The sequence below is a fragment of the Komagataeibacter diospyri genome (genome assembly GCF_043995075.1).
Taxonomy (GTDB): Bacteria; Pseudomonadota; Alphaproteobacteria; order Acetobacterales; family Acetobacteraceae; genus Komagataeibacter; species Komagataeibacter diospyri.
Map to the genome: position 1 here is coordinate 3,450,753 of NZ_CP171836.1, position 25,631 is coordinate 3,476,383.

General features: G+C 57.0%; 19 protein-coding genes. 10 read left to right on the forward strand and 9 right to left on the reverse strand.

All coding sequences use genetic code 11. The annotated features are described in order from the left end of the window. The first annotated feature begins 61 nt into the window (after nucleotides 1-61). Complete coding sequence (locus ACE2AA_RS16050; RefSeq protein WP_227001123.1) at nucleotides 62-2,311, forward strand: EAL domain-containing protein; 2,250 nt, start codon at nucleotides 62-64, stop codon at nucleotides 2,309-2,311. Nucleotides 2,312-2,628: 317 nt separating this feature from the next. On the opposite strand, the gene ACE2AA_RS16055 is transcribed toward ACE2AA_RS16050, so the two are convergent. Together ACE2AA_RS16055 and ACE2AA_RS16060 are read right to left on the reverse strand one after the other, a co-directional pair. Beyond that, nucleotides 2,629-4,425: a Hint domain-containing protein gene (locus ACE2AA_RS16055; protein WP_395370472.1), complete on the reverse strand. Its 1,797-nt coding sequence runs from the start codon at nucleotides 4,423-4,425 to the stop codon at nucleotides 2,629-2,631. A 288-nt stretch (nucleotides 4,426-4,713) separates the two neighbouring features. Further along, nucleotides 4,714-5,679 carry a helix-turn-helix domain-containing protein gene (locus ACE2AA_RS16060; RefSeq protein ID WP_141262357.1) on the reverse strand — a complete coding sequence of 322 codons (966 nt, stop codon included), beginning with the start codon at nucleotides 5,677-5,679 and terminating at the stop codon, nucleotides 4,714-4,716. A 217-nt stretch (nucleotides 5,680-5,896) separates the two neighbouring features. Here ACE2AA_RS16060 and ACE2AA_RS16065 point away from each other — a divergent pair, with 217 nt between their 5' ends. From ACE2AA_RS16065 to ACE2AA_RS16090, 6 genes are all read left to right on the forward strand, one after another. After that, entirely contained in the window at nucleotides 5,897-6,862 is a 966-nt protein-coding gene (locus ACE2AA_RS16065; RefSeq protein ID WP_141262358.1) for a thiamine pyrophosphate-dependent dehydrogenase E1 component subunit alpha, read from the forward strand. A gap of 193 nt (nucleotides 6,863-7,055) precedes the next feature. After that, on the forward strand, nucleotides 7,056-8,084 hold the full coding sequence (locus tag ACE2AA_RS16070) for an alpha-ketoacid dehydrogenase subunit beta (protein ID WP_141262359.1): 1,029 nt from the start codon (nucleotides 7,056-7,058) through the stop codon (nucleotides 8,082-8,084). 1 nt (nucleotide 8,085) lies between these two features. Beyond that, a complete protein-coding gene (locus tag ACE2AA_RS16075; protein ID WP_395370474.1) occupies nucleotides 8,086-9,228 on the forward strand; it encodes an acetoin dehydrogenase dihydrolipoyllysine-residue acetyltransferase subunit in 1,143 nt (380 codons plus the stop codon). 455 nt (nucleotides 9,229-9,683) lie between these two features. Then, nucleotides 9,684-11,153, forward strand: coding sequence for a xylulokinase (gene xylB, locus ACE2AA_RS16080; protein WP_395370475.1), 1,470 nt, complete (start codon nucleotides 9,684-9,686; stop codon nucleotides 11,151-11,153). A 111-nt stretch (nucleotides 11,154-11,264) separates the two neighbouring features. Beyond that, nucleotides 11,265-12,392 (forward strand): L-dopachrome tautomerase-related protein, encoded by a 1,128-nt coding sequence (locus tag ACE2AA_RS16085; protein ID WP_395370476.1) that lies wholly within the window; start codon nucleotides 11,265-11,267, stop codon nucleotides 12,390-12,392. A 33-nt stretch (nucleotides 12,393-12,425) separates the two neighbouring features. After that, entirely contained in the window at nucleotides 12,426-13,793 is a 1,368-nt protein-coding gene (locus ACE2AA_RS16090) for a sugar porter family MFS transporter (protein WP_141262364.1), read from the forward strand. A gap of 219 nt (nucleotides 13,794-14,012) precedes the next feature. Here the strand turns inward: ACE2AA_RS16090 and ACE2AA_RS16095 are convergent, their stop codons facing one another. Both ACE2AA_RS16095 and ACE2AA_RS16100 read right to left on the reverse strand, forming a co-directional pair. Beyond that, nucleotides 14,013-15,401, reverse strand: coding sequence for an FAD-dependent oxidoreductase (locus ACE2AA_RS16095; RefSeq protein ID WP_395370478.1), 1,389 nt, complete (start codon nucleotides 15,399-15,401; stop codon nucleotides 14,013-14,015). A 43-nt stretch (nucleotides 15,402-15,444) separates the two neighbouring features. Further along, the gene (locus ACE2AA_RS16100) at nucleotides 15,445-16,539 is read right to left on the reverse strand and encodes a DegT/DnrJ/EryC1/StrS family aminotransferase (protein WP_395370480.1); all 1,095 of its coding nucleotides are present in this window, start codon (nucleotides 16,537-16,539) and stop codon (nucleotides 15,445-15,447) included. Nucleotides 16,540-16,907: 368 nt separating this feature from the next. Between ACE2AA_RS16100 and ACE2AA_RS16105 the strand changes: the two genes are divergently transcribed. Then, entirely contained in the window at nucleotides 16,908-17,828 is a 921-nt protein-coding gene (locus ACE2AA_RS16105) for a hypothetical protein (protein WP_395370481.1), read from the forward strand. Nucleotides 17,829-17,836: 8 nt separating this feature from the next. Here ACE2AA_RS16105 and rfbD read toward each other — a convergent pair whose 3' ends face one another. The 5 genes from rfbD to ACE2AA_RS16130 form a co-directional block, all read right to left on the reverse strand. Continuing rightward, nucleotides 17,837-18,721 carry a dTDP-4-dehydrorhamnose reductase gene (gene rfbD / locus ACE2AA_RS16110; RefSeq protein WP_141302597.1) on the reverse strand — a complete coding sequence of 295 codons (885 nt, stop codon included), beginning with the start codon at nucleotides 18,719-18,721 and terminating at the stop codon, nucleotides 17,837-17,839. 113 nt (nucleotides 18,722-18,834) lie between these two features. After that, nucleotides 18,835-19,392 (reverse strand): dTDP-4-dehydrorhamnose 3,5-epimerase, encoded by a 558-nt coding sequence (gene rfbC / locus ACE2AA_RS16115; protein ID WP_141262369.1) that lies wholly within the window; start codon nucleotides 19,390-19,392, stop codon nucleotides 18,835-18,837. A 46-nt stretch (nucleotides 19,393-19,438) separates the two neighbouring features. Next, nucleotides 19,439-20,416, reverse strand: coding sequence for a glycoside hydrolase family 5 protein (locus tag ACE2AA_RS16120; RefSeq protein ID WP_395370483.1), 978 nt, complete (start codon nucleotides 20,414-20,416; stop codon nucleotides 19,439-19,441). Nucleotides 20,417-20,460: 44 nt separating this feature from the next. Then, a complete protein-coding gene (locus ACE2AA_RS16125; protein ID WP_141302565.1) occupies nucleotides 20,461-21,792 on the reverse strand; it encodes a polysaccharide polymerase in 1,332 nt (443 codons plus the stop codon). Between the two features lie 13 nt (nucleotides 21,793-21,805). Then, complete coding sequence (locus tag ACE2AA_RS16130; RefSeq protein ID WP_395370485.1) at nucleotides 21,806-22,984, reverse strand: acyltransferase family protein; 1,179 nt, start codon at nucleotides 22,982-22,984, stop codon at nucleotides 21,806-21,808. A 316-nt stretch (nucleotides 22,985-23,300) separates the two neighbouring features. Between ACE2AA_RS16130 and ACE2AA_RS16135 the strand changes: the two genes are divergently transcribed. Further along, the gene (locus tag ACE2AA_RS16135) at nucleotides 23,301-24,410 is read left to right on the forward strand and encodes a polysaccharide biosynthesis protein GumK (RefSeq protein WP_395370487.1); all 1,110 of its coding nucleotides are present in this window, start codon (nucleotides 23,301-23,303) and stop codon (nucleotides 24,408-24,410) included. A gap of 44 nt (nucleotides 24,411-24,454) precedes the next feature. After that, the gene (locus tag ACE2AA_RS16140) at nucleotides 24,455-25,618 is read left to right on the forward strand and encodes a glycosyltransferase (protein WP_395370489.1); all 1,164 of its coding nucleotides are present in this window, start codon (nucleotides 24,455-24,457) and stop codon (nucleotides 25,616-25,618) included. Nucleotides 25,619-25,631 lie beyond the last annotated feature (13 nt).

The window sequence follows — 25,631 nt, forward strand, 5'->3', positions numbered from 1 at the left end:
TTTTACCGTCCGATGCAGACTAACGCACCGTACCTGCCCAATTGTGAACTGGCCCATCATCATGAACGAACTTCTTCTTTCCCCGCCGTCCAGGAAACCCGCCCTCTCAGGGGATGCGGCACTGGCCCTGCTCCATGACGCGACCGAGGCCATTGTCGTTGTCAACGACAAGAATGACATCATCTTTTTCAACACCGGGGCGGAAAAGCTGTGGGGTTATACGCAGGGTGAGGTTCTTGGCCATAACGTCAGGATGCTTGTCCCGGATTTCGTCTGGCATGAACATGATGGTCACGTTGCCCATAACCGGGAAACGGATGCCAGCACCATTATTGGCATATCACGGGAAATCATATTCGAGAACAAGCATGGCGATTACATCACTGGCGAACTGACCCTGTCATCAAGCCCCGTTGGTCCGAAGGGCGCGAAATACTATCTGGCGTCCATCAAGGCCGTAACGGAGGAAAACCATCGCAAGAAGCTGCTGGATCTGCAGAATACGGTCTTTCAGTCCCTTTCGACCGAAATGCAGATTCAGGATGTGGCTGATCTTGTCTGTCGCGAGGTTGAAAATTTCGTTCCCAATACTGTCGCCATTCTGGTCCTGATCGGTGAGGATCACCGCCTGCATGTTCTGTCGGGTCCTGGCCTGCCGCGACGTTATGCCGGGGCGCTGGAGAACGTGACCCTTTCCGATGCGGATATCATGGCCCTGTCCAATGATCTGGACGAAGCTGCGACGGTGGTGTGGGACAGCTATAAATCCCTTGGGGTTTCGCTGGGTCTCCATCATTGCTGGGCATCGGCGATCAAGGCAGGAAATGGGAAGATATCGGGAATATTCGCCCTGTTTTCACGCAACCTGAATAAAACCAGCGACTGGCCGCAGAAAGTCGTGGCAGGCTGCGTGCCCTTCTGCAGTGTGCTGATCGAGCAGTATGATGCCCGGCACCATATCTCCCAACTGGCGAATTATGATCCCCTGACGGGTTTCCTCAACCGGACCGCGATCCATAAAGTCCTGAAAACCCTGGTCGGCAAGCCGGGAGATAACCATTTTGCCGTGCTGATGCTCAATCTGGACCGTTTTCGCGACATTAATGATGCGCTGGGGCATGCCAACGGGGATGATTTCCTGAAGGCGGTAGCCATACGGATCAAAAGCCTTTGCCGTAGCCATTATATCCTCAGCCGCGCAGGCGGGGATGAGTTCGTCATCATCCTGCCTGACACAAAGGCCGCCAATGCAACGGCATTTGCCGAAACGTTGATCGCGGGCATGGAAGAACCCATCGAAATCGGGGGCAATTTCCTTGCGGCCTCGGTTAGCGTGGGGATCAGCATGTTCCCCGAAAACGGGCCGGACAGTGAATCCCTGATCGGTCATGCCGAAGCCGCGATGCGCCTTGCCAAAAAGGAAGCACGGGGCACATTCCGTGTTGCAACGCCGGAAGATCATGCAGCGGCGCAGGATCGTCTTGTTCTTGGGTCCGCCCTGCGTGAATCCCTGGCCAAGGGCTTGCTGAACCTTCATTACCAGCCACAGATCGAGGCGAAAACAGGGGAACTGTACGGTGTGGAAGCCCTGTCGCGGTGGCATCATCCGCATCTGGGCAACATTTTCCCGTCACGTTTTATCGCGGTGGCGGAAGATACCGGGCAGATCGAGGCCATCGGTGCATGGTGCCTGGAAGAAGCCTGCCGCCAGATTGTCGCATGGGACCGTGACGGTGTCATGATCCCGGCTGTATCCGTCAATCTGTCCGCCGGGCATTTCCGCAAACGTCAGTTGCCTGAAATGATTTCCAACCTGCTGACACGGTTCGGTATCGCACCGAAGCGGTTGACGGTAGAAATAACCGAAAGCGTCATGATGGATGAAAACAAGGACACGATGGATGTGCTGAATGCCATCCGTGCCCTGGATGTTGGCCTGTCCATGGATGATTTTGGAACCGGTTATTCATCCCTGTCTCGCCTGACCCGTCTGCCGCTTACGGAAATCAAGATTGATCGTAGCTTCATCATGAATCTGGAACATGATGCGAATGCGCAGGCCGTGACGACCGCCGTCATCGGGATTGGTAACCGTCTGGGTATGACGGTTGTCACCGAAGGGGTTGAAACAGAAGCGCAGTATGAACTTCTGGAAAGCCTGCACTGTGATGTCATGCAGGGCTATCTGTTCGCGAAACCCATGGCGCCCAAGGATCTTGAAGCGTGGTTCAGGCAACCACGCAAGATCATGCCCGCGATGCGCAAGGCTCTTGGTAAAAAACAGGCGCCTGGTCAGCCGAAATCAAAATAATTAACTGGAGTAATAAATATTTTTGGGTGCCGCCTTTTTTAAAAGGCGGCGTTCTTCGAATATTTAAAAAAATCTTTGCCAGATTTTTTTAGACTTGCGGACCATTTTTCAGCGGGGTGGTAAATAGTCGGCTTAAAGTATCCTGAAACCGGCTTGCTGCTGGTCTGGAAAATAGAGAGATGCGGGTACAGGCAGTTCAAGACCGAACGGTATTCATGGGTGCCGGGTTGATGCGGTCTGCACGATAGGGAAGCAGCACCAGCATCTGCTTCCCTGATCGGCCGACATTACCGCTTATCTGCAGTAAATGTGCCAGTTCAGGCTGTAAGGCGGGGTATATCTGTTGCAGGGGTGTCGTTGTTTACAACAGCGTAAGGGCCGCCTGCCAGAATTTCGATGCAGAGCAGGCCCATGGAAGTAGCGCGATGCGTAGTGCCCAGATGCAGGGATGACTGACCATCTGTCCATCGGCAGGGGACATTGGATGGTGCGTACCAGCCATCGTACCACCCAGATGGTGCATTTTGTGCAAGATGCGTTGTGATGGCACGGACGGCATTGCCTTCAAACAGTTTGATATCCTTGACCAGAACACCCAGTCGGCGACGGTCATCCACATAGGGGCCGATTGTATCCGACGGGCGGCTGGTACGGGACATGATGCGTACGTCCTGCACACCCGGGGGAATCATGAAAAAGACAAATCCGTTGGCGGCGCGTATCTGTTTGATGACGGCATTTGTTTCCGTCAACAGGTAAAGTGCCGGATCATCACTCAGGACAGGGGCTTCAGATACGTTTTCCCGGCCTGCTGCAATGGCCCGCGCCGCAATCTGGCGAAAAAGGGGTTCAACAAAAGCCTGACTGACGCCAAGCGGGGCTGCAGCATCATGTGCCCAGTTACGGACCTTTTCCCCGATCCGGATGATATTGTCAGCCTGCTGGAAGGCGCGGCGGTTTCCGGTATCAAGATAGCTTTCGGTCATTACGCCATCGGCCATGATGACAGAATGTTCTTCCGTCTCGATGTGATGGTAATCATAGGAAGTGATTGAGCGGTCATAAAAAATCGACCGTCCGTTGACCAGCATGCGGGCAGGGATGAACCGGCTGTCCAAAAACAGGCAATGTTCAGCAGTTACCAGCATGTCCTTATAGGGCACGCCGTCGGCAATGGCGTTTGGAAGGATACGCACGGGATATCCCGCTTCATCATCGGGCATGCCCGCACGCACATTCGCCCGTGCCTTGCCTGCCCATGTGACCTTGCGCGGGATCTGCTGACCGTCCACCCAGGCCATGACGTCATCATTTTCCCGGATATCCTCCACTGCGACCGTGCCGGAGGGGGTGGAGATCATTGAACCCGGCAGGAAACAGACCAGAACACCCGTATCGCCTGTGCTGTTTACGGGGGTGGTGCTGATATACAGGTTCCCGTCACTGGTTGACTGGAACAGGTTGTGCTGGGTCGCGTAATCGTAAAAATCACCCTGAACCTGAATGGTCTGGCCGGTGGTTGTGACGATATTGGTGTCACTGCCGGATTGCGATACGGAAGAAATGGCGGTCGCATTTGGAATTTCTATGGTTGCGCCCGGCTGGTCAAACCCGGTGATGCTGGGGAATTCCAGAATGGATACGTTGGACCCGGGGGTGATGACCAGTGTTCCTCCACCCGTCCCGAAATTGACCGTTGACCCCCCCAGTGCGGCGATGGCATCGGCCCCCTGCACCTGGTTGATCATCAACGTGCCACCATTTTCAATATTATAGGTGGTACCGGACAGGGCTGAAATGGCATCTTCGCCCGCCAGCGTAACCGTTCCCCCGTTCGCGGTAATCGTGGTGCCAGTCAGGGCGGAAACAAGGGACCCGTCGGTTCCTGTCAGTGTAACATGCGCTCCGTCCTCGGACGTTACGGAATAGGGGCTCAGCAGGCCTATTACGGTCGGGGCGAAGGAAAGGGTTGCATTGACATCACTCCCTTCGAACGTAGCGCTTCCTCCGCCTACACCAGCAACACCCAATACCCATAATGCCGGAGCAAGGACATAGTCACCGCTGGTGTCGACGGTATTCCCATATGCATAAAGAATGGTCGAATCAGACATTTTTATTTATCCTTATGCACTTATGTATTTATTTTAAAATTATGATGACGGATTTTTATTTTCATGAATGACATGGCTGACACCTTTTTCTGGAGCGATTGACACCGGAAAGTCCATAAAATCTGAATTCGCAGTCTATTTTATAAAAATGATCAATCCGTAAACGAACGGCCACAGCCATGCTACCATGGGCATGAAAACAGGCTGTCTGTCCCTGGGGAAAACGGGTAGTCTTGCCGTCATGCTTCATATATGTCCGTGCCATCCGGTGGATGGCGGGGCTGTTCTTCAGGAGCGCGTCCCGGCCTGTTCCTGTTCTGCAATGTTACGGATCCTGCGGTGCAGGGTGGACCGGCTGACACCCAGCATGCGCGCGGCGACCGCAACCTTGCCGCGTGCGCTGGCCAGCGCCGTATGGATGGCCATGGTCTGCGCTTCGCGAAGTGGTGCGGTCGGGGCAGGGGTGGCCGTATCATCAAGCAGGCACATGCTGACATCCGTCAGGGGCGGGATGCCCATCTGCGCGCGTGCGGCATGGGTTGCGCCCACCACGTGCCGGTCGCGATCCAGTGCGACCAGCGGGACGGACGCGCCCACTGCATTGCCCAGCAGCATGATGGCGTGGCCCCGATACCGGTCCATGAAACAGGTCTGTTCGATCTGGTGCGCCGCCTGCAGCAGGTTGGATGCGATCAGCACGCCCAGGCTGCCGTCAGGCGATGGACGGAACGAACTGGCATTCAGCGCGCCCGCCATCCGACCCGATGCATCATAAACCGGCGTTGCAATGCCCGCCAGACCATGCAGGCTACTGCGCCAGTGCTGGTTGCGATGCACGCTTATGCTGCGTTGTTCGGCAAGGCATGTTCCGATGCCGTTTGTCCCGGCATGACGTTCATTCCATACAGCACCGGGCCAGAAATGCCATCTGCGGCAACCGCGCCGGAGGGCGCCGGCTGCCTGATGCGTCAGCACGATGCCATCCATGTCCGACAGCATGACGGTATAGCCCACCGGGGCAAGGGCTGCATGCAGTCGTTCCATTTCCGGCCCGGCAAAATGCAACAGTCGTCCCATGTGCAGACATGCCTGTCGCAGTTCCGCGCCCGATAACACATCCGGCAGGGGGGCGGCAGCGGGGTCAAGGCCGTACTCATGCTGGCAGCGATGCCATGAGGCATCAAGCCCGGTCTGGACCATGGCCATGGCGGAAAAGGTCAGGTCAGGACGCAAAAAGCCGGGACCACGCAGCATGCTGTTTCTTTGCGTTCAGTGTTTCAGGAATGCTGGCGGGTAAACACCTGCCCGAGTGTCGCGGTTTCGCGACACTTCGTACGCCCCGTGTCACATGGGCGTGAAGGGACCATGGTGTATCCTTGTCCGCAATGGCGCAATGCGTGTGTGCTGCACACAGCCCGGCGGCATGCACGGACGCAGTGCCGCGGGACCAGAAAAAACAGGGGAAACAACCATGCAAATAGCGCGTGAAACGCTGCTGCGCTCCTACCGGGCGATGCGTACCATCCGCATGTTCGAAGAGCGCCTGCATGTTGAATTTGCCACGGGGGAAATCCCTGGTTTCGTGCATCTGTATTGTGGTGAGGAAGCATCCGCCGTGGGCGTGTGCGCCAACCTGACGGATAACGACACCATAGCCAGCACCCATCGGGGTCATGGCCACTGCATTGCCAAGGGCGTGGGTGTGGCGGGCATGATGGCTGAAATCTATGGCCGCAGCACCGGCGTATGCCGTGGCAAGGGCGGGTCGATGCATATTGCCGACCTTGCGTGTGGCATGCTGGGGGCCAACGGGATCGTGGGTGGCGGGCCGCCACTGATCTGCGGGGCGGCGCTGTCGCACAAGACCCTGCGTGACGGCGGGGTGGCGGTGGCGTTCTACGGTGACGGGGCGTCGAACGAGGGATCAACACTCGAAAGCCTCAATCTCGCCTCCGTATGGAACCTGCCCGCCGTGTTCGTGGTGGAGGACAATGGTTATGGCGAGGCCACCGCCGCATCCTATGCCTGCGCCGGCACCCAGCAGGCGCGGGCGGCGGGGTTTGGCATGCCCTATCTCGAATGTGACGGGTCGGATTACTTCGCCGTCCATCAGGCGTCAGGCGAGGCGATCGCCCATGCGCGTGCAGGCAAGGGGCCGGTCATGCTGCATGTCCATCTGGCGCGCTGGTACGGGCATTTTGAAGGTGACGCCATGACCTATCGCGCAGCGGATGAAGTGACCAACGCCCGGCGCGACCATGACTGTCTCAAGCTGTTTCGTACGCGCGTGACGCAGGCAGGCCTGTTTGAAGACAGTGAACTTGATGAAGTTGATGCCGCCGTCGCGGACGAGATCGAGGCCGCCGTGGTGCAGGCCAAGGACGACCCGCTGCCCCAGTCTGCTGATCTGCTGGCGGATGTGTATGTCCGTTACTGATACGTATCCCCAGGAGGCTGCCTGGAAAGCCAGATCAGGAAACATCCTGCAATCATAAGGAAGTTTCTGGTGAAGATTTTTCAAAAAGCTTCAAGGAAGCCACCTTCTTGAAAAACGGTGGAACCCGGAAACTTTTATTTTTTATCACCAAGTTGTTTTTCGAACAGCCTCCAATGCACGGAAGAAATGAACCATGAGCAAGAAAAGCTTTCGTCAGGCGATCAATGAAGCCCTGCGGCAGGAAATGCGCCGGGATCCCACCGTCATCCTTATGGGTGAAGACGTGGCCGGCGGACGTGGCGGATCGGCTGGCATAAAGGACGCATGGGGCGGCGTGCTGGGCGTGACCAAGGGATTGCTGGAGGAATTTGGCGACACCCGCGTGCTGGACACGCCCATTACCGAAGCATCGTATATCGGGGCCGCCGCAGGTGCCGCCGTGACTGGCCTGCGCCCGGTGGCGGAACTGATGTTTGTTGATTTCGTCGGCTGCTGCCTGGACCAGATCATGAATCAGGCAGCCAAGTTCCGCTACATGTTTGGTGGCAAGGCGCGGACCCCGCTGGTGATCCGTGCCATGTTTGGCGCAGGCTTCAATGCCGCCGCCCAGCACAGTCAGGCGCTGTATCCCCTGTTTACCCATATTCCCGGCCTGAAGGTGGTCATCCCATCCTCACCCTACGAAGCCAAGGGGCTGCTGATTTCGGCCATCCGTGATGATGATCCCGTCATCTTCCTTGAAAACAAGGTGATGTATGATGAGGAGGAAGACGTGCCGGATGAACCCTATGCCATCCCGTTTGGCGAAGCCAACCTGACGCGGGAGGGACGCGATGTCACCATTGTCGCCTTTGGCCGCATGGTCGGACTGGCCAATCAGGCGGCTGACCGGCTGGAAAAGAAGGGCATAAGCTGTACTGTCATCGACCCGCGCACGACCTCCCCACTTGATCGCGACACCATTCTGGAATGCGTGGCCGATACAGGGCGGCTGGTGATCGTCGATGAATCCAGCCCGCGGTGTAACATGGCCACCGATATCGCGGCCCTGGTGGCGGAAGAAGCATTCGATACCCTGCGCGCGCCCATCCGTCGCGTGGTGCCGCCGCATACGCCGGTTCCCTTCGCCACTGTTCTGGAAACGCTCTATCTGCCCAGCGTGGACAGGATCGAGGCTGCCGTGACCGCCACCATGGCCCACCGCGTAGTGGAGAAAGTCTGACATGACCCATGACATAACCCCCATCACCATGCCCAAATTCGGGTTGGCCATGACTGAAGGCAAGATTGCCGGGTGGATGGTCGAACCAGGTGCTGCAATAAAAACCGGCGATGAACTGGTTGATATCGAAACCAGCAAGATCACCAATGCCTTTGAAAGTCCCGTCACCGGCACGTTGCGGCGGCAGGTCGCAAGTAACGGGGAAATGTTGCCCGTGGGTGCGTTGATTGGCGTGGTGGCCGATCCGGCGGTGCCCGATACGGATATTGACGCCTTCATTACCCGTTTTCAGGCTGACTTTGCCGCGTCATCCGATACGCAGTCGGACAATGCCGCTGTTGATGAACCGGTCATGATGACAGTCGGCGATCATACCCTGCGCGTGCATGAACGTGGGGAAGGCGACGGCACGCCCCTCCTGTTGATCCATGGGTTTGGCGGTGACCTGAAAAACTGGATGCTCAACCACGCAGCCCTTGCGCGCGGGCGGCGCGTCATTGCCTTTGACCTGCCGGGACATGGCGAATCATCGAAGGATGTCGGGCCGGGCACGCTGGCGTTCTTCGCGGATGTCACGGCGCAGCTTCTGGCGCAGCTTAAGATCAGGCAGGTACATGTCATGGGGCATTCGCTGGGCGGTGGTATTGCGCTGACGCTGGCGCATACTGTTCCGCAAAGCGTGGCTTCGCTGGTGCTGGTGGCGCCTGCCGGGCTTGGGCCGCAGATCAACATGGACTTCATCAACGGTTTTATCGAAGCCGATCGCGTGCGCGCGGTGCAGGACGTGCTGAAATACCTTGTGCATGACAAATCACTGATCGGACGGCGCATGTCTGATGATGTGCTGCGCTACAAACGGCTGGATGGGGTGCAGACCGCCCTGCGCACGGTGGCGGATGCCTGTTTCCCGGGCGGACATCAGGGTGATGACCTGCGTCCCGTGCTGGCGGGGGAAGATGTCCCGGTAACGGTGATATGGGGCAGGGAGGATGAAATCCTGCCCGCGACACAGGCCGATGGGCTGTCATCTTCGGTTGAACGGCATATCCTGCCTGATATCGGGCATATGCCACAGCTTGAATGCGCAGACAAGGTCAACGAAATGGTGGAAGACTTCATGAAATCAAAAGTCGTCGCCACGTAAATACAAAGGCCGTTCCAGGATGGCGTGCAGGTTTCAGCCTGCATTGCCATCCTCGGGCAGGAGGCTGTTTCGAAACAGCCTATTGGGAAAGTAATAAAAGCTTTTGGGTGCCGCCTTTTTTCAAACAGGTGGAGTTTTCCCGGACACTATATTCAATTATTCACCTCAGATTCCCCTTATGAAGTGCAGGTTATTTCACGAAAGCACGGAAACGGTCCTGTTCTACAGGTAATGGTTTTGAATTTGGAATGATGGCGGATACTGTTCCTGTTCTGCCAGTAATGTTCTGTAATATATCGAAATGACGGAAAAATTTCTGTGATTGCAGGTCACCAGAAGGTGTCCCACCCATACTTGCCATGCCATCCCCGATGTGTATTCACTTGGGACATAACAAAGCGGCAAAGCAAGAATAGCCGGACTGGAAAACCAGTGACGGCATGGGAATAATAATAATGTTTGTCGGAATTGATCTGGGCACCTCCGCCCTCAAGGCCGTTCTGGTCGATAGCCACCAGCATGTCATAGGCAGCCATTCCTATCCGCTGCGTGTCAGTTCCCCGCACCCGGGATGGAATGAACAGGCGCCACAGGACTGGTGGACGGCTCTGCTGGGGGCTATGGACGCGCTGGCGGCGGCCCATCCCGGAGAAATGGCACAGGTTACGGGCATGGGCCTGTCCGGTCAGCAGCATGGTGCGGTCCTGCTGGGGCGGGATGGCGATGTGCTGCGTCCGTGCATCCTGTGGAATGATGTGCGCGCCGCGGCGCAATGCGCGGAATTCGAGCGCCGGTTTCCAAAAAGTCGTGAAATATGCGGTAATATCGCCATGCCGGGTTTTACTGCGCCCAAGCTGATATGGGTGGCGGAACATGAACCGGAGGTCTTTGCTGCGACCCGTCATGTGCTGCTGCCCAAGGCATGGCTGCGTTATCGTATGACCGGCGACATGATCGAGGACATGTCGGATGCGGCGGGTTCGCTGTGGCTGGATGTCGGCCATCGCTGCTGGTCCGATGATGCGCTGGCGGCAACCGGCCTGCGGCGTGACAACCTGCCCGCGCTGGTGGAAGGCACGGCACCCGCGGGTATGCTGGATGAAACCCTTGCCCGACGCTGGGGCATGAATACACGCCCGGTCATGGCGGGGGGCGCCGGAGATAATGCTGCGGGTGCGGTGGGACTGGGGGCGGTCAGGGCCGGGTCGTCTTTCCTGTCGCTGGGTACGTCGGGCGTATTGTGGGTGACAACCGACCGGTTTCGGCCGCATCCACAGGGGGGCATCCATGCTTTCTGTCATGCCGTGCCCGAGACATGGCACCAGATGGGGGTGACGCTGTCGGCTGCGTCCTCGCTTGCGTGGTGGGCGCGTACGACCGGCATGGCGGAGTGCGATCTGCTGGCGGAACTGCCCGCGCGCATCACGCGTCCGTCGCCCGTTGTTTTCCTGCCCTACCTGTCGGGTGAGCGGACCCCCCATAATGACGGCCGTATTCGCGGCATGTTTGCCGGCCTGTCCCCCGGCACTACGCGCGCGGACATGACGCAGGCCGTGCTTGAAGGTGTCGCCTTTTCCTTTCGCGACGTGGTGGATGCGCTGGCGGATGCCGGTTCCATCGTGACGCAGGCCGATGTGATTGGCGGCGGGTCCAACAGCCGCACATGGGTTTCCATTCTGTCCAGCGTCACGGGCCTGTCGCTGCACCGGCTGGCGCATGGAGAACAGGGGGGCGCATTCGGCGCCGCCCGCCTGGCCCGCATGGCCGTCACGGGGGAGGCGGTGGATACCGTCTGCCTGCCACAGCCGCGTGCGGAAACGCTGGCTCCCGATCCTGACCTGACTCACGCCTATGCCGCGCCACTGGCGTTCTACCGCAGGCTTTATCCTGCCCTTCGTTCCACAATGGACGTGCGGTCTGCCTGAATGGGCATGCTGTCATGCCTGTGGCATGTCCCGATCGGGTAAAAGGCTGTTATAGGCCTATAATGACCATGCCGACCATATCGTCATGAACAGGGGGGAACGGAGAGCATTATGAAGACAGGTTTATTTCACAAGGCATTATATCCCGTATGTGCGGCCACCATGCTGGGGCTTCTGCCCCCCGTGGCGGCGGTTGCCCGCGACAGTGTGGACCATGGCGCGGCCCCATCGGGGAATATTGGCGTTGTCGCGCGCTTTTACGACATGCAGCCGTCGGGCATCGCAACCCTGCCCGATGGGCGCATCGTGCTGGCCTTTCCGCGCAGTGCTGCCGACCATAAGGGACCGCGTCTGGGTGTACTGGAGAAAGGCAAGGCTGTTCCCTTTCCCGATGCGGCAACGCAGGCGCGTTTTGTCTCCCCTCTTGGGATGACGGTGGATGCAACCGGTCGGTTGTGGATCGTGGATGAAGGGATCGTTGCCGGACAGACAGCACCGGCCGCCCCGGCGCTGATCGGGCTGGATGGGCATACCGGGCAGATCGTGGCGACCATACCGCTGGGCGCGGGTGCCACGCAGTCCGACAGCCATGTCAATGACGTGCGTGTGGACATGACGCATGGCGCGCAGGGCACGGCCTATGTCAGTGATACATCGCTTATGGACCATCCGGCGATCATCGTGGTCGATATCGCCACCGGGCACGCGCGGCGCGTGCTGGAAAACGCTCCTTCGACCCGTGCGGAACCAGGCTTCGCCATGGAACTGGACGGGCAGATGCTGCGTTATGACATGGCGCACCCGGCCATGGGACAGGGGGGCATTGATGGCGTGACGCTGAGCACGGATTCAAGCCGCCTGTACTGGCAGCCCCTGTCCAGCCGTAGGCTTTACAGCGCACCCACGGCCCTGCTGTCCGACCCCGCCGTCAAGTCTGCGCAACTGGAACGCGCCGTGCAGGACGAGGGGGAAGATGCGGTGGTCGATGGCATGGCCACAGGCCCGGACAATACCCTGTATCTGACGGACATCGAACGTCACGCCGTGCTGCGCCGCACGGCTGATGGTCATCTGTCCGTTGTCGCGCATGACCCGCGCCTGGTCGCCCCGGATGGACTGACCCTGAAAGATGGCGCCCTGTGGCTGACGGTAGGCCAGTGGGGGCGGCTACCCGTATTCCATGACGGTCACGACATGGAAGAGCGGCCATGGCTGGTGGTGCGCATTCCCCTGAAATAAGCCTGAAGGGCAAGCTGGAAAGAACGCATAATAATGGCGCATGACAGGCAGACGACCCCTGGATCCGGTATCGTGAACCTCATTGCGGGTGTGGCCGCAACGGGTGGGTTACTGTTCGGTTACGATACCGGTATAATTTCCGCAGCACTGCTGCAGATTACCACTGATTTTACCCTGGGCACGCTGGGACAGCAGGTCGTGACATCCGCCATCGTGGCTGGTGCGCTGGGGGGCTGTCTTGTAGCGGCCCCGCTGTCGGACCGGCTGGGGCGGCGTTACATGATCATGTTCGCGGCCCTTGTGTTCATTGTCGGCACTCTGGTTGCGTCGCTGGCACCCGGGGTGGCGGTGCTGGTCTGCGCGCGCTTCATCCTGGGGATGGCGGTGGGCATGTGTTCGCAGATCGTGCCGGTCTATATTGCGGAAATCGCCCCACGTGAAAAACGCGGGCAGATGGTGGTCCTGTTCCAGCTTGCGGTTGTGTGCGGTATCCTTGTTTCCTTCATTGCGGGGTATCTGTGCCGACACCAGTCATGGCGGCTTATGTTCGGGCTTGGCATCGTGCCTGCCATCATCCTGTTTGTCGGTATGTCGGTCCTGCCACGCAGTCCGCGCTGGCTGGCCATGAAAGGAAACCTTGAAGGCGCGTTCGAAGTGCTGCAGCGCCTGCGGCGTGACCCGCAGGCCGCGCGGATCGAACTGGATTCCATTGTCGCGATGCATGATGAGCAGGCACCATGGTCCGCATTGCTGCAACCATGGGTGCGCCCGGCAGTAATCGCATCGGTCGGGGTGGCGTTATTCTGCCAGATTACCGGAATTAACGCGGTGTTGTATTATGCCCCCACCATTTTTGCAGGCGTTGGCTTTGGGCAGGCGTCCGCCCTGCTGACCTCCATTGCCATCGGGGTCGCCATGGTGCTGTCCACTGCGTTTGGCAGTTGGGCGGTTGATGCATGGGGGCGGCGCAGGCTGCTGCTGCGGCTTATTCCCGGTGCGGTTGTCTCCCTCATGGTACTGGGCACAATGTTTGCCATCGGGTCAACCCATGGCATCAATACATGGATAACGGCAGCGGCAGTGGTCAGTTATGCAATATTCAATGTGGGCAGCCTGTCTGTCGCCATATGGCTGGTGGGGGCGGAGGTCTACCCCCTGTCGTGCCGCAGCAAAGGTATGAGCCTTGTCGCGGCGACACACTGGACAGCGGACCTGCTGATTTCGCTGACCACGCTGTCACTGGTGCAGGCGCTGGGGGCAGCAGGCACGTTCTGGATGTATGCCGCGATCAATCTGCTCGCTTTTGTTTTTGTCTGGCGTTATGTGCCCGAAACGCGCGGGCGATCACTGGAAGAAATCGAAACGGCCCTCAAGGCGGGTACGTTCAATACCCTGACCTGACTGACTGTTCGGGCATAATACAAAGCAAAAGTCCATGGATGCCGCCGTTGTTAAGGCAGCGTTTTGCGATGGTTTTTGAAAGAATATTCCCAGAAACGTCCTTATGATATGCAGGGTGTTTCAGACAGTCTCTGATAATATGGGTATGGCGGGACAATAAAAATGTCCCGCATGTTCTGATTGCGCAGGAAGTATTAGGTATACTTTGTAAAAGGGCATTCAGGGGTGAAGATGTCCACGTGCAGGTTCCAGAACAGGGGCACGCAGACGTGGTGCCGGGACAAGTAGTGGCGTTTCGGGGGGCAGGAGATGATGCAGGATCTTTTCCCCAATGGCGGTCTGCCATAGCCACAGGCTATTGACCTGACCACGGAAACTGGCTTCGCCCCCCATCGCCCCTGTGGGACGGAACCCCGATGCCAGGCCCAGGCCAAACAGGCCCGGAATTTCCTTTCCCGTTGCATCCAGGATACCGCATTCCGCACCGGTCAGGCAGCCATCGGGTACATCGGCAGACAGGGCAATCGGACGGTCATACGCATCCATTATGGTGATACGGCGGGGGCGGTAGCCAAAGCAGGCGATAATGGCATCGGCATTATCAACAATGGCCTGTACTTCCGCATGATTATCGTCCGTTATCTGCACATCACGCAGGCGGGGTTCGGGCGGGGCATTAGCAATGCCCATCAACTGCATGGCCAGATTACGCGAATCATAACGCAGGCCGCCAAAGCGGTAAACAAACTGACTGACCGGACAGATATCATCTTCATGGAATTCCGTGTATCCATCAGCCACGGCTTCTTCCGCCGTACGGTAAAACAGTTTCAGGCGGGATTTGTGCAGTAGTGTCAGGTTGCCTGGTACGAGTCGGTCCGCCATGTCACGCATTATGACGCGTGCGGCAGACAACGCACTGCTGGCGCCCCCGATCACGGCAATCCTGGGATTTTCCTGTTCTGCCGTCATGGTGCGTAATCTGGCGATCCCATCGGGGGACAGCAGGGCGTCAGACTGCATGACCCTGCCTGCATGGCGGGGCAATAGGGGGCTATCCCCCACTATTTCATCATGCAGCCGCTGTTCCGGCTGGTGTGCGCCCATTGCCAGTACGACCTTGTTGGCGATGACGTGTTGCGTATGTGCCCCATCGCTGGAGATAAGGTAACCCCGCCATTTACCTTCCACGTTCTGGTGCAGGCTTTTCAGTTGCCATCCGGTCAGTATTTGTGATGCTGGATGGGCCGTGATGAGGGTTGTCAGTACCTGCCCCACCATATCCAGAAAATCCGCGACAACACGTAACGGCAATGGGAGCCTGCCCCGGCTGCGTATCATTGCCACCAGTGGATGGTAGGTCAGGCGCGCCAGTTCGGGCACCGGATTGTCCGTTATCGCATCAACGAATGTTTCCGCCGCACTGTCGGAATTGATGACATAGCGCCCCAGCATGCCCGAACCGATATGCGGCCCCCGCTCAACCAGCGTCAGGCCTTCATCCAGCAGGCGTGGCAGTTCGCCTATGCGTGATGCAGCAAGCAGGACGGCAATGGCGGCAGGGCCACCACCGACAATAAGGACGGGCGTTGTTGTATCTGTGGACATGGCTGCATGTATCCGTTTTCCATAGGTGATAAGGAACGGGGGCTTACATATCTGTAGCGTTGCAGGCGTTCATGAATTCCTGGCACACGTAACGTACCATTTCCGGCGTCATTTCATGCCATAAGGGCAGGGACACAATGGAAGATGCAAGTGCATTGGTTGCCTGCAGGTCACCTGCCCTGCAATGGGTGACAAAATAGCTCTGTTCATACAGATGGGGTGAAAAATAGGTTGATGTACCGATCCGCTTTTCTTTCATGCGGGCAAGTATCGCACTGCGGTGTGGTGCATATTGTGGCGGCAGGCGTACTGGCAGGAACTGATAGGACATGCGTGCGCCACGCTGCCGCTGGAAGCCAAAACCGGGCAGAAGGTCGTAATACATCTGTTCTATACGGCACTTCTTTTCAACGACGCTTTCCAGATGGTCCAGTCCCGACAGGGCAAGCAATGCACCGATTTCGGGTAGCTTGGAATTAAGACCGGGCATCGTGGCATGGCGGATCTGGCCAAAGCCGAAATTGCCCATGGCCCGCAGGGCTTCGATCATGTCGGGGTTATTGGCGTAAATGAAACCACCTTCCCCGATCCCCATTGTTTTTGTTGCATGAAGGGAACATATGATGGCATGCGGCGAACCGGTTCCAAATCCCTGTCCCAGTGCGTCATGTGCCCCAAGGGATGCAGCCGCATCTATGACAACGGGAATACCTGTCTGTTTTTCCAGTTCCGTATAATGGTTGATATCGGTTGCGTTCCCGAATGTGGCGTAGGGAAATATTGCTGCAATCTGTTCACCATATTCATGCAGTAATTCATTTTCCGCCGCATGGGACGCCATCCAGTCCGTAGGGTCGATATCGCAGAACAGGGGTGTAAAGCCTGCCCATAATACAGCATGGGCCGCGGCTGCGAAAGTAAAGGATGGCATGAGAACATAACGCGCCACACGGGTATCCTTGTGTCGTGTTGCGTATTTCAGCGCCATCATCAATCCGATCGTGGCGTTGCATACCGTGACGCAATGGCCCACGCCACTGAACATCTGTTCAACCAGACGTTTTTCGAATCTCTGGTTTATTGGCCCGTAATTGGTATAAATGCCAGAGTTTTCCATTGCGATAATGCCATCGGCCAACTGGCTTATTTTCGGAATATTTGAACGTATGAAGGATATTTCCGTATAGGACATTTCTGTATTCCGGTTTCGTCAAACAGATGACCTGATCATGATGTCTGGCAGATATCAGGGAAGGTGGCGTGTCACGTTGGCCATTTACGTTAAAAGCAGATAATTCATGCACATTCAATGCAAATATTAGTATATTATTTACTACACGTTTATGTGATTACTATGCGCGTATGGAATATATGATATTTTAAAATAATATAGGGAATTCATGCAATTTCATGATTTACGGATCGTTCCTACCCGAATGACATATTCGACAATTAAGTAAAATGATCGGTTTTTATTTTGTGAATGATGTAATCCAGTGATGCGGGATGACTGACGTGATTGCAGAAAAAAAATGTGTGGTTGTATTGAAAACCTATACATGGGACAGCTTCGTGCAACTGCAGCTGCAACGGTTGCAATCGACATTTCCTGAAGCTGATATTTTTATTTCCATTGATGAAACAAATGGTTTTGCGGGAACCATTCCATATGACCGGGTGCTGCGCACATGTAATGCAGAAATGCTGGCATTAGGATTTGCCAACCGGTTTGAAAAGGGCAGTCTGCTATGGTGGAACGCCGATTACACCCATTATCAGGTGCAGGCCCGGATTCCGGACTATGATTATTACCTTTTCGTGGAATATGACGCCTGTATCGCCGGGAATGGAACGCGTCTGCTGGCTGACATGATTGCGGATGAGGCGGATTTCATATCCCATCCCCTTGATGCAGGACCGGCATGGTACTGGCATCGCTTCCATACAGGTATTTATCCTGCGGGACAGTTGCGGGCATCATTGAACTGTATTTCGTTTTTTTCCCGTCGTGCCCTGAACCATCTGGCGCAGCGGCGGCGTGCGATGTCAGCCAATATGGATGAAACGGGTTTCTGGCCCTTGGGGGAAGCCTTTGTCGCATCCGAAGTGGCGGCGGCGGACCTGACCTTCATCCCGCTTGCGCGTTATGGTGATGTTTCGCGCTATTCCTGGTTTCCGCCAATACTGTCCACGGGCCTTGTACTGCCACAAAGCGGGCATACCTTCCTGCATCCTGTCCTGGACCAGAAAAGGTATATTGCAAGCCTGCTGCGGCAGACACATTTCGTGCGCCATTACTTTATGCGCGGCAGTACATTACGGCGTGAACTCAGCCGTTTCCCCGGTGCCATATCACGGCGGCAACTGTACCGTGCCGCCATGCTGCGTGCGGCCGAACGGCTGCGACAGGTGTGCGGCGCCCCGTAAGGGCATGCTTATGCTGGTTGTGACAGAAGTTTTTCCACTACGCGCTTGACCTCAGGTTCCCACGGGCCGGGCGCACAGCCGAACACCTGTTGCAGGCGTGTGCAGTCAAGTCGTGCATCTGGCGGCCGGCGTGCCGGTGTCGGCCAGTCGGCTGTGGTAATGGCTTCCATGACCGGCTGCGGGTTGCCGTGGCTTGCCGCGGCATTTACTGCCGTGCAGGCCAGTTCGTACCAGCTTGCCTGACCCTGTCCGGTTGCATGATAGATCCCGGCATACTCCGCTTTCCATCCGGTATCGCGGATCTGTCTGATGATATGCATGATGACATCCGCCAGTGCATCCGCGCTGGTCGGGTTGCCAATCTGGTCACTGACAACCCGCAGGGTTGGTCGTTTGGTTGCGGCATCGACCATTGTGCGGACGAAGTTGCGATTATAGGGGGAATAGACCCATGCCGTGCGCAGGATGATGCTGTCAGGCTGCGCCAGCAGCACCGCCTGTTCACCTTCCGCCTTGGTCCGCCCATAGATCGAGCGGGGATCAACCGGATCCGTTTCCACGTAGGGACTGCCTTTATTCCCGCTGAAGACATAATCGGTGGAAACATGGATTAGCGGAATCCCCAGTTCACGACATACCGCCGCCATACGTGCGGGGCCGGTATGGTTGGCGCGCTGTGCCCCTTCCACATCTGTTTCCGCAGCATCCACGGCTGTCCATGCCGCGGCATTCACGACTACGGACGGGTTATGCGCCCTGATAACGGCATCAATCGTATCGGGCCGGTCAAAATCGAAATCCGGTCGCCCGACCCGCACCACGCCGTCATGGTTGGATAACGCCGTTGCAAGCTGGCCATGTCCCCCGGTTACCAGAATCGATTGCGTATGCATCACGTGCTGCTTCTTCTTTCATATGAAACGGGGAAGGTCGGGCATTTACATGCCACCCCTGGAGATTTTTTTGAAAGCAACCTATTGATAAAATAAATTTTTTGTGCTGCCTTTTATATATGAAACCAGTCATCAACATTGGAGAAGGGAAGGGCCCCAGCATCCTTTTCAGACAGGATCGCGTCTTTTTCCGCAACGGGCCAGTCGATCGCCAGTAGCGGATCATCCCAGCGCACGGATCGTTCGCAGTCACGATCCCAGAAATCGGTGCATTTGTACTGCACCTCGGCATTGTCGCTTAATGTGCAGAAACCATGCAGGAAGCCGGCCGGGATCCATAACTGCGACCCGTTTTCCTCGGATAAGGTAGCTCCCACCCACTGGCCGAAGGTGGGTGATCCCGTACGGATGTCCACGCCTACATCCCATATGCTGCCACGGGTGCAGCGGACCAGCTTGCCCTGCGCGTGGGGGGAAAGCTGGCAATGCAGTCCGCGTACCACGCCGCGCTGGCGTGACAGACTGTGATTGTCCTGCACAAAGGGGCCGGGAATGCCAATTTCCTTCATGCGGGCCGCGTTGAACGTTTCCGAAAAATAACCACGTTCATCACCAAAACGCGGTGGGGTAAGCAGAATCATGCCCGCGATGTTAAATGTCTGTATTTCCATGGGATCCCCTGTTCTCCTGTCCGTGCGGTGGTGGCTGATATCCGCGTTATTGCTTTGTCTGGCTTAGGAAAGGCTTAATGGCCGTCATCTGGGGGCGATCCTGACCGTGGTCGGGTTCAAGCGTAAACATGTAATTGCCCCATAGCGGCCCAGCCGCCCAATAGGTCCATCCATCCCATACATCTGCATTTTCACGCAGGTGGGACAGGATGGGATTGAGCAGGGCGACACATTCCGGCTGGCGGCTGACCCCGAATTCTCCCAGGAAACCGTGCGCCTTGTGGGCGTGTAGCCAGTCGGTAAAGGGTTTGAGCCGCCCAAGGGCCTGGTCTTGTGAAATGCATGCCGGTTTGGTGCCCGATGCATCAGGGTCAAAGTATTCATGCACTTCATAAACCAGACGGTTATCGGGATCGTGTAACTGCCCCAGCGCATCGCCATTCAGTTTCGGGAAACCCTGTGCGCTGTCCCAGCCAATGCCGGGTACGAGGATGGTATTATGGCTTCCGGCCTTGCGGATGGCGTCAATCGCGGCCTGTACCGAGTTTTTCCATGCCTCGGCCGAATGCTGCTGTGGTTCGTTCATCAGACCAAACAGGACATGCGGGTTATTGCCCAGCGCCTGTGCCAGCCGCGACCATAAATCGGCAAAGGCCGTATCCGGCACGGCTGTGGACCCGATTTCCTGCCCGCGATAGCGCCCGTAATCATGGATATCGAGCACTGTTGTGGCACCCTTGCCCTGCGCATAGGCAATGAATTGCTGTACGCGTTGTAGTTCCTTTTCATCCAGCGCGCCGTTCAGGGTCGGCTGAAGACGTTCCCACAATACCGACAGGCGGAATGTGTTCATGCCCTGTGCGGTAAAATAATCCACCTCCGCAGACCTGGGATAAAGGTAGTCATACCCGTAACGGCCCGGCAGCTTGGAGGAGGAATAGGCAGCCCCCGCAAGGTTTACGCCACGATATGTCTGCGCATCCGCCTGTCCATGGACGGAAAGCGTAAGGGGGGCTGCGACCATGCAGCCACAAAGCCAGCGGCATAAGCGGGGGAAACGGGGTAATGTCATGCGATATGCTCCGCTGCGGGTGAAAACCGGTTGAAACGGAATGATTTCAGGCGTTCAGGCACCTTTTCCCTGACTTCTGGTTCCGATGGCGCAACGACGCTGTTGGTCGTGCCGTACAGGAACCACAGCAACGCCGCCGTCTTGATGGTGAAGACCGATGCGCCGATGCACAGGGATGTGGAAAAATAAAGCGAGATCATCGCTTTCATCGATACGGCCGCTTCGGTGCGTGCAGGATGCAGGGTAAACAGCGCCAGCAGGAACAGCGTCAGCGGCAGGCCAAGGTTGTTGATGATATAGGCATAGCCCGTATCGGCCGTGTACACCTGCGACGGCGCCATCGCGAACCATTGCGGCAGGTTCCAGTAATCCAGCAATCGCCCGGAAAACAGCAGTCGGCCGGAAAAATTGTCCCCAATGATGGAGGGCAGGATACCGGGCATCTCGTGATTCGCGCCCTGCAGCATCAGGCCCATCATCACGGTAACCGGCATGGCGAACACCACGAAGCGTGAACGGTAAAGCGGTGTCATGCGCAACAGGATCATGCCCAGCGCGCAGCCCGAGGCAAAGCGCGAATCAGCCAGCACGAAACACAACCCCGACAGAAAGAACAGGAACGCATGCCGCAACCGGGAGCCAAGGTTTGTGCTAAGGCACCACGCAAACCCGATGGCCGAGAAATTGCCCAGTGAATCCGGTTCCAGAAACAGCGACGACACGCGGTGCGATCCGAATATGGACTGGAAAAACGTACGGGATGCGGCAGCCCCCCGGTTTCCGCTGATAAACAGGTTCGTATTGCTGTAATTGACAGTGCTGCTGCTGATGACACCCTTGTTCACGTAATAGGTCCAGACATCGAATATCGTGCCGAACAGGTTGGTGAACAGCAGTTCAAAAAAGCCAACGAACATGATCATGGCCATCATCACCCACATGGTACGCTCACCAGACCGCAGGGTGGAACGGGTGCCCAGTTGGTAGAATACATAGGCAATGGCCAGATCATGCAGGATCTTCATGTCCAGACGGGGGTTGATCAGCTTGGCCCCGATCTCGAAACAGATCATGACTCCCGTAATACGCACCACGGCAGGGGAAATCGTGTTGCGCACCTCGATAAACGCCAGAAAGATGATGGCCAGTTCGCACAATACGATTTCCGAACTGCGGATCGTGATGACATGACGTGTGTTGATGAAGCACAGGACAAGGTTGAAAATCGCCCCCGCCACCACCAGCCATGATATGCCATCCGCCCGTGACAGGGCGGGCGCGCTGGTCATGGACCGATGGGGCAGGTGAACATGCGCTGTAGCGGACATGATGCTTCCCGTATCAGATGCGTGACGCATGCCTATCTGCATCCTGTGATGGGGACACCGGACGGGCAGGCCGTACAAGCAGGGCATTACCCAGTCGCCGTCCCAGATTATGCAGGGGCAGTTCCAGTATATTATAGGTTATGGCTGCCAGTGCCGTGGTCAGCATGACGGTCACGATCCCCAGCCCCGCCTGGGTCAGTGACGGATGCGACAGAAGGGTGGACGCCCCCATGGCATGTCCCATCATGCTGAACACCATCAACATGATGGGCAGGTGCAGCAGGTAAATGCCATAGGACAATTCCCCGATGGCGATGACCGGCCTGCTGAGAAGCACGCGATACTGCCGCCCCGATGCATAAAGGTCACGGATCAGCACAAAAGCCGCGACCGTTTCAATCATGTCGGGAATACGTTCAGGCACGTTCAGTCCCATCGCCACAAGACCGTAACGGTCATACAGCAGCACAACCAGCGCCAGCAGCGCATAAAGTCCATGCCGGGGGGAAAGGGCTGTCGGCAGCAGCGGGATCAGGGCGCCGACACCAAACGAGAGTGCAAAGACCGTACCCACTTCATGCGGCAGGGGCAGCAGGGCGATTGCAGCAAGGCCCGCCAGTGTAACCATCCGTAGCCGTGGCGCACGCACCAGCCAGAACAGGAACGGAAAGGCCACGGAATACATGAGTTCCACCCGCAACGACCACATCGGTCCATTATAACGGGTGAAAACGCCCGCAACCGACATGATGGTGTTGCGGATGGACACCGGTGTCTGCAGATTACGTGACAGCCAGCCGACAAATACACCATCACTGACCCATCCGCGCGCAACAACCATGCTGGCGATGGCCAGCCCGATTGAAAACCACAGCAGCGGATAGATCCGGAACACACGCTTGACATAGAAACTGCCAACAATCCGGCCTGTCAGATGCGTGTATTTGCGTAGTGACAGCGACAGGACGCACCCGCTGAGTACAAAAAACAGTACCACCGCCGCTTCCGCATTGAATGCGTAGGTCACAATGTCATGCATTGCTGCCTGTGATCCCGTACGTTGCGGGTTCTGGTAACGGAAAACCTGTATGGCATGACCGAACAGTACGACAAGGCACGCAACGCCACGCAGGGATGTCAGCTGGTGCAGATAATTTCGTTCCGTTCCCGAAGTTTCCGTCACAGACGACATCGTCGGTTCCCCCGGTGCATGAATGGCATGGCGTGATGCAGGCAATACAGTGATTCTGTTATGGCGGACACAGCGTATCAGAATATAAATGTAGAAAACATGCAAAATGTGCCTACACAATTCTTTGTGCCGCCGCCTTTATCGCGGCACGATCATGTCATGATCTTGCCGCAATCACACTGTGGATTTGGCACGGCGTGAAACGGGCTGTGTGACGGTCCGGATGTTTTTGCGCGATCGATATGAACCCAGGGGCCGCGCGCCATGCGCATGCGGCCTGCCGCCAACGTGGCGCACGGCAGGAGACCATAATTCCATGACGCGCTCCCTGTTTATTTCCGTCCATGATTTCAGGAGTTTGCGCAAGGCCAGTGTCCATTTCATCGCAGCGGAGATGGCCCGCCGTGGGCCTACCGCGTTCCTGTCCATCGGGTTGAGTTCGCTGTCGCTGCGGCGTGGGGATACGCGCGCCAGCCTTGCGGACCGTGCCAATCAGGTGGAAACGGTGGACGGTGTGGAATGCTATCTGTGGCGCATGAAATGGCATCCGTTCAACATGCGGCGTGCGGCGCTGGCGCCGGTGGAGCGGGGGATGTTCTGGCTGTACCGCCAGATGCTGCCCGCCATTGCGCGAAAATGGATACGACGTGCTGATACTGTCTTTATTGAATCCGGTATGGCGCCGATATTTATTTCCGATGTCAGGAAACTTAATCCGTCGGCCCGCATTATTTATCTGATGTCCGATGACCTGGAAGTCGTAGGATGTGCGGATACCATCAAGAATGATTTCGTGCGAAATTTCGACATGATCGACACGGTGCGCATGCCCTCGCGCTATCTGCTTGAACGCCTGCCCCATGCGCGTTCAGCCGTTTTTGCACCACATGGCATTGATCGTGGCATTGCCGAAAAAAACTATCCCAATCCCTATACGCCCGGTCGGATCAGTTGTGTTTCGATCGGGTCAATGCTGTTTGACCGGACCTTTTTCCAGATCGCGGCACAGATCAGGCCGGATATCGATTTCCATATCATAGGTGCGGGCCATGCGGCGGATGGGCTGGATGCGCCCAATATCATCATTCATCCCGAAATGGCGTTTGAACGCACGCTGTCCTATCTCCAGCATGCCAGTTTTGGCGTCGCCCCGTATCGTGACGCGAATACGCCACGTTACCTGCTGGATACGTCCCTGAAACTGCGGCAGTTCGCGCTGTTTGGTATTCCCGCCGTCTGTCCCGATTTTGCACTGAATGACACGGCTGGCCGGTATGGTTACAGACCGGGGGATGCGCAATCCATCGGGCGCGCGATTGATGCCGCCATGCAGTCATCGGACGTGATCGAACTTGATGCCCATAGCTGGCCTGAAATCGTGCAGCGTATCCTGACCCCCGAAGCCTATCCCGACACGCGTGTCTGAATGCAGGCCTGTCCCTGTGCAAAGTATTAGGAAAGAGCGAGAACATGACTGAGGCAGGTGATAACGGACCACGCATTTCGGTTGTCATGGCAACCTATAACGGGTCGGCCCATATCCGCGAACAGCTGGACAGTCTGGCGGCACAGACGTGCCTGCCTGCCGAACTGGTCGTGACGGATGACGGTTCGACTGATGCCACGCTGGATATCGTGGCCGATTTCGCCCGTACGGCACCCTTTCCGGTGCAGATTCACCGCAATGCGCAACGCCTTGGCTACAAGGGTAATTTCATGCATGCGGTCAGCCTGAGTTCAGGGGATCTGATTTCCTTTTGCGATCAGGATGATTTCTGGAAAAGCGATAACCTGGAACGTGTGCGGCAGGCATTCATGAACGACCCTGACGTCATGATGGTCTTTCATAACGCGCATCTGGTGAATGAACGGCGCGTGCCCATATCGCCTTTTTATGCAACCCCGCCCGTTCCCCCCGTTTCGCGTCCGCTGACATTGCAGCCGTGGTGTTTTTCCTATGGTTTCATGCAGACATTCCGCGCGGACCTGAAACCTTCGGCAGCCCTGTGGGCACGCATGGGGGACCATTACAACCCGGGCAAGGAAATGGGCCATGACCTGTTTTTTTTCCTTGTCGCATCCGGTATTGGCACCATTGTCTATCTGGATGACGAACTGACGGAATACCGGCTGCATGGTGGCAATACGGTGGGGTCGGGCAAGCGGACCAAACCCACCTTTGTGGATCGCTGGCGTTACCGGCTGGAAGATCGGGCTGATACCTACCGCTACCTTGCACGCATGACGGTGCAGGACAGCAACATGTTTGCCGATCTGGCCCAGACGGCATCCTGGTCTGAAACGCTGCGCGCCCGTGCGCGTACTGCAGCCGAAGCATGGCGCGAACTGGAGCCACTTTATACCACGCGCGCCGAAATCTGTTCCGGCAGCAGCCTGCCACGCCGCATCGCGGCCTTTGTGAGACTGGTGCGCGAAGGGGGGTATAGTGAACGTTCATTCTGGACCTTCGGCAATCGCGCCATGTACAAGGACCTTGTACTGGGCGTACTGCTTGCACCGCTGGTGCGGCGTTATGGCCGGGAATCCTCGCGTACCGATCGTGCGTGTCGTCGCGGGCATGGCCACGGCGTAACCCAGACCCAGACCGTCCCCGCGCAGGCCGTCGCGGCATGAAAATGATGGCACA

Bases quoted from the DNA above. Each gene is read 5' to 3' on its own strand.
- ACE2AA_RS16050 (WP_227001123.1), top strand. From the start codon at position 62: ATGAACGAACTTCTTCTTTCCCCGCCGTCCAGGAAACCCGCCCTCTCA.
- ACE2AA_RS16055 (WP_395370472.1), bottom strand. From the start codon at position 4,425: ATGTCTGATTCGACCATTCTTTATGCATATGGGAATACCGTCGACACC.
- ACE2AA_RS16060 (WP_141262357.1), bottom strand. From the start codon at position 5,679: ATGCTGCGTGGTCCCGGCTTTTTGCGTCCTGACCTGACCTTTTCCGCC.
- ACE2AA_RS16065 (WP_141262358.1), top strand. From the start codon at position 5,897: ATGCAAATAGCGCGTGAAACGCTGCTGCGCTCCTACCGGGCGATGCGT.
- ACE2AA_RS16070 (WP_141262359.1), top strand. From the start codon at position 7,056: ATGAGCAAGAAAAGCTTTCGTCAGGCGATCAATGAAGCCCTGCGGCAG.
- ACE2AA_RS16075 (WP_395370474.1), top strand. From the start codon at position 8,086: ATGACCCATGACATAACCCCCATCACCATGCCCAAATTCGGGTTGGCC.
- xylB (WP_395370475.1), top strand. From the start codon at position 9,684: ATGTTTGTCGGAATTGATCTGGGCACCTCCGCCCTCAAGGCCGTTCTG.
- ACE2AA_RS16085 (WP_395370476.1), top strand. From the start codon at position 11,265: ATGAAGACAGGTTTATTTCACAAGGCATTATATCCCGTATGTGCGGCC.
- ACE2AA_RS16090 (WP_141262364.1), top strand. From the start codon at position 12,426: ATGGCGCATGACAGGCAGACGACCCCTGGATCCGGTATCGTGAACCTC.
- ACE2AA_RS16095 (WP_395370478.1), bottom strand. From the start codon at position 15,401: ATGTCCACAGATACAACAACGCCCGTCCTTATTGTCGGTGGTGGCCCT.
- ACE2AA_RS16105 (WP_395370481.1), top strand. From the start codon at position 16,908: ATGACTGACGTGATTGCAGAAAAAAAATGTGTGGTTGTATTGAAAACC.
- rfbD (WP_141302597.1), bottom strand. From the start codon at position 18,721: ATGCATACGCAATCGATTCTGGTAACCGGGGGACATGGCCAGCTTGCA.
- rfbC (WP_141262369.1), bottom strand. From the start codon at position 19,392: ATGGAAATACAGACATTTAACATCGCGGGCATGATTCTGCTTACCCCA.
- ACE2AA_RS16120 (WP_395370483.1), bottom strand. From the start codon at position 20,416: ATGGTCGCAGCCCCCCTTACGCTTTCCGTCCATGGACAGGCGGATGCG.
- ACE2AA_RS16125 (WP_141302565.1), bottom strand. From the start codon at position 21,792: ATGTCCGCTACAGCGCATGTTCACCTGCCCCATCGGTCCATGACCAGC.
- ACE2AA_RS16130 (WP_395370485.1), bottom strand. From the start codon at position 22,984: ATGTCGTCTGTGACGGAAACTTCGGGAACGGAACGAAATTATCTGCAC.
- ACE2AA_RS16135 (WP_395370487.1), top strand. From the start codon at position 23,301: ATGACGCGCTCCCTGTTTATTTCCGTCCATGATTTCAGGAGTTTGCGC.
- ACE2AA_RS16140 (WP_395370489.1), top strand. From the start codon at position 24,455: ATGACTGAGGCAGGTGATAACGGACCACGCATTTCGGTTGTCATGGCA.